General features: G+C 38.5%; 2 protein-coding genes. Both read left to right on the top strand.

Annotated features, from left to right (window positions below; genetic code table 11):
* Positions 1–265: 265 nt before the first annotated feature.
* Complete coding sequence (locus M0P98_09155) at positions 266–2,053, top strand: S8 family serine peptidase (protein MCK9267014.1); 1,788 nt, start codon at positions 266–268, stop codon at positions 2,051–2,053.
* A gap of 220 nt (positions 2,054–2,273) precedes the next feature.
* Positions 2,274–4,196: a clostripain-related cysteine peptidase gene (locus M0P98_09150; protein ID MCK9267013.1), complete on the top strand. Its 1,923-nt coding sequence runs from the start codon at positions 2,274–2,276 to the stop codon at positions 4,194–4,196.
* The last annotated feature ends 824 nt before the right edge of the window (positions 4,197–5,020 follow it).

Raw genomic sequence — 5,020 nt, 5'->3', positions numbered from 1 at the left:
TACTCTGAGCCTGTTAAGCCCTTCGGAGATGCTTTATATGCAGAAGGGTGAGTTCTCAGAGTGCCCGATTGTGGCGTAGAAGGTGTATGCGCCGTAGTACCAGAGTGAGTAAACACCACATACTTTTTTGCCCTACTGTTGCAAAAAACAATTAGCATTGTATAATATTATAATGATAAAAAATATTACCTTCTTGCTAACTCTTACAATGCTTTTTATATCCTCTTCCTTTTGCCAGGAGACCCCTTTATATGTTCAAGGAGAAGTGATAGTAAAATTTGCTTCACAGACCACCTCTACAAAAAGCATTCAAACTTTTACTCAAAAAAAAGGCATAAAAATAAAGAAAAATCTACCTCTTTTTTCTCGCCTAAGGAAATCTAACGTCGCAGTATTATCATCCCAACTTACCACTCAAGAAATGATTTCTGAACTACAAAACGACCCTTCTATCGAATATGTTCAACCAATATATATAAGAAAACCTCTCGAAGTTACACCCAACGATACTCGATATAACCAGCAATGGGCTTTACCCAGAATATCTGCCCCTTACGCTTGGGGAATAACAACAGGAGACAACAAAAATGTGGTGGCAGTTGTAGATAGCGGTATAAATTATAGCCATCCAGATATATCCAACAATATGTGGCAAAATTTAGCAGAACTTGAAGGTTTACCAGAAATTGACGATGATAACAACGGTTATAAAGACGATATCTACGGGTACAACTTTGCTTACAACCACCCTAACCCAACGGATACAGATAGTCATGGGACCCACGTTGCCGGTATTATAGGTGCTGTAGGTAACAACCAACAAGGTGTTTCTGGAGTAAACTGGTCGGTTCAACTTATGGCTCTCAACTCAATAAGAGATGGGAACTTTAGAGACGACGATCTTATAGAAGCAATAAGTTACGCAGTTATGATGAAGAAAGATTTTGGTGAGAAAGTAGTTGCTATAAACGCTTCTTGGGGTGGCTTAGGAGGGCAAAACGGTGATACTCTTTATGAAGCAATAGAAGAGGCGGGTAGGGTGGGCATAACTTTTGTTGCAGCTGCAGGTAACGAGAGTGAAAACAATGATCTAACACCGCTGTATCCTGCTTCATATAACCTACCAAACATTATCTCTGTAGCAGCATTTGATAAAAACGAGTCACTCTGGAGTTTTTCTAACTACGGCGTTAGTTCTGTCCATTTATCAGCGCCCGGAACCAACATCTTATCAACAGTTCCTTTTACTGAATATGTTGCCTTAGAAGCCAACGGAGTTGTCTACGAGTCAAATTCTCTTGAGTTTTCTGGTAAAACAGAAACTGGAGGAATTACTGGTTTATTTATAGATTGTGGACTTGGCGAAACTGACGATTTTCCAGTTGAAACCTCTGGATATATTGCTCTTATAGAAAGAGGGACTCTTTACTTCTCAGAAAAAGCAACCAACGCTTATGAGGCTGGTGCGGTTGGAGTTGTAATATATAACAACATACCCGATGACCAACCAGACGGCGGGCTTATTAACGCAACTTTAGGGTCAGCAGGCAACTGGTTACCTACAATATTTATTTCAAAGAGTGACGGACTAAAACTTAAAGAACTCTTATCTGGCTTAGGGACAGACCTTCAAGCAACACTGTTTAACACCATACTTCCAGAATCTTACGGCTTAAAATCTGGTACCTCAATGGCTACACCCTTTGTATCAGGGGCTATATCACTCCTCTGTTCCGCTTACCCAGAAGATACCGTTGCAAGAAACACCTTTCGTGTTATTGATGGTGTTAAACCAATGAGTAAAGCAGTGGATAGAGAAAAACTTATAACAGGCGGGCAACTCGACCTTCAAGGCGCTTTTAATTGTACATATCCACCACTTGGAGATATAAATAACGATGGAAATATTAATATAAGTGATGTTATAAGATGTTTACGTATGTCACTTGAACTTGACGAGCAAGATTTAAGAGTTGCTGATATGAACGGAGACTGGGTAATAAATATATCAGACGTAATACTACTATTAAGAAAAGCCATCAGACTCGATTAATTCCTTTCTTCTGTTCTCCTCTCCTCTTGGTGGAGATGAGGTAAGGTGAAGGGAATTGTACCAACCTTGGTTGCAAACCCCTCTGGTCTTATCCCGACAGTATTTCTGAGGGGATTACTTCGCAAACCTCGGGGGATTGCTTCATATTCACTCGCAAAGACGGAATGGGGGTGAATCTCCTCTTTACAAAAACACTCTTAGAGTAATAAAATATATATATATGAAACATAAAAACTTTACCAGAAAAATTTTCATACAAGTATTCCTCTTTTTTTTACTACTTTCATCTTCTGCTTTTTCTGAAACTAAAAAGTGGACTATTATGGTCTACCTTGCCGCAGACAACAACCTTGAAAAATCAGCCATTGACGATTTTCTTGAAATGTCTAATGTTGGTTCAGACGACAACATAAATATACTTGTTCAACTTGACAGAATCAACGGTTACGATTCCAGATACGACAATTGGACAATCTGCCACAGGTTTTATGTAACTCCAAATATGGAACCTACCGAAAGTAACTCAGTTCCTGATTGGGGCGACGGTAAAGGTGGCAGAGAAGTTAATATGGGCTCAAAAAAAACTCTTACTGACTTTGTTAGGTGGGGGGTAGAAAAGTATCCTGCAGAAAAATATGCCATAATTTTATGGAACCACGGTAGCGGGTGGAAGAGTCTGCAAGAGGAAAAACCGATATTTGCTTATAAAGAGATTTGTTGGGATGATACATCTGGAGATAAACTATCTATGAAAGAAGTTAGAGAAGCACTTGAAAATGTTGGGGAGTATATCCACTTAATAGGTTTCGACGCTTGCCTAATGGGTATGCTTGAGGTTGCAACAGAAATAAAATCTCTTGGAGAAGTAATGGTTGCCTCAGAAGAGATAGAACCCATATCTGGATGGGATTTTGAAGGTTTTCTCACTGCTTTGAAACAGAACCCCAATATGTCTGCTCATCAACTTGGCACAACAATTGTAGATACCTACATAAACCACGGAGAAGTGGACAATTATGGAGAAACACTATCAGCAATAGATCTTACTAAAATATCTGATTTTAACTCAAAGTTTAATTCTCTTCTTGAGAAAATTATTGATCTTAACACAGAATGGCTCAACGTATATATCTCTCGTCAGTCAACACAAATATTTGATACAAGGGTATTTCTTGATATAAAGGATTTTTTAGAAAATCTTTCTAATAACTCCTACAACCAAGAAATTATTTCACTTACACAGGAAACAATAAACTCATTTGAGGACCTTATAATAAAAAACTATTCTGCTAATGGTTACAACGCTAACGGTTTATCTATCTACTTTCCTGCTCACTCAGGGACCATAGATAAAGATTATCGTAGTGAAGTTATACTTTTTGCAAGTGAAACACTTTGGAAAAGTTTTTTACAATCGTTTATTTCTGCAGATATTTTTTCTGGATATATGAGAATATATAAAGAAAATTTTACTTCTGGCTTACCTTTAAACTGGTCTGTTGTTGATGGGTATCAAGATGGTAAAACTTGGGAACTTAAAAGTGCTAATTCTTACAGTTCGTATCTTACCCTACCATATATGGTTGTTGATAGCGATGCTTCTGGCGATGTAGATATGGACGAACAACTTATTTCTGAGTTTTATGATTTTGATAAATATTCAGTTGTATATCTTTCTTTTAACCATTACTTTCGTAAATACACTTCAGAAAAAGCCGATGTAGACATAAGGGTAGGTAACGGTAATTGGCAAACTCTAAAACGGTATCAAGGTAGTAGTTCAGAAGGCAAAGTTTTTATTGATATAACATCCTTTGCGGCGGGGAAAAAGGATGTGAAAATTAGGTGGCGCTACTATGATGCTAACTTTGATTGGTATTGGGCTGTTGATGATGTAGAGTTTCTTGTGTTTAGCAGAGAGCCACTTGGAGTGGGAGATGTAAATAGTGACGGAAGGATAGACATTGCAGATGTAATTCTTTCTTTAAGAATTTCTATTGGGTTGGATGTAACAATAAACTCTACAACATATAAACATCCCTACACTACTGATATTATTGAACTTGCAGATATGAATGAGGATGATAAAGTTAATATTTCAGATGTAATTCTAATTTTAAGAAAATCTCTTTCCCTTGATTAACCCCTCTCGCTGACGAAGGTCGGTCCTCGGAACAAACCTTTGAGGTTTGCAAGTACGTCACAGTTTTACCATCCTGAACTTGTTTCAGGATCTCTAACTTAATTCACTTAACAATAGTAGTAAAAAAACGAGATTCCACCCCGTATTCTCCCCTAAGGGTAGAAGGCAAAAAAAGGGAAGGTGTATGCACCGTAGTACCAGAGTGAGTAGACACCACATACGCTTTTCTTTTATATCTTTAACTGCCTTTTTGTGGCATTGCGAGGAATGCCTTTAATGACGTGGCAACCCTCGTCTTTATCCTTATTGTTTTTTTGCTTTTTCCCCCCAATTCCTTTTCCGCCTACGGCGAGATTGCCACGTTACGAAACACTCGCAAAGACGGAATGGGGGGCGCATTGCCTTTTGAACACCCCGTTTTGTCACCTAACGCCCCAGTTAGTTATCCTGAACTTGTTTCAGGATCTCTCATCTAACCCACGCTGGTAGTAGGAAAAACGAGATTCCGGATCAAGTCCGGAATGACAAGCAAGGGGAACCTCATCCTTTTTCGTTACATCTTTAGTTTTTGGTTAAGTTGTTAACTACCCCTCCACCTACGCCAAGGTATACCTGCCGAAGCTTCTATTTTAGCGTAGGTTGGCTTCGGCGGGTAAAGCTCGCAAGATAAACTACAAAAGACGGAATGGATGGCAAAAATGGAATGGGGGAAAGTCTAAAATCAGTCTTTTCCAGTCAAATAATGAGCCTGAAATAATTAAGGGTCACAAACAGGCATAATTTTTTTTAATAACCTGCTTCTTTGTTTTTGTACTATATCTGCC

The sequence above is a fragment of the bacterium genome (assembly GCA_023230585.1).
Classification (GTDB): domain Bacteria; phylum Ratteibacteria; class UBA8468; order B48-G9; family JAFGKM01; genus JALNXB01.
Note: the sequence above shows the minus strand (reverse complement) of the source record. Positions and strands in the feature narration are given on the sequence as shown.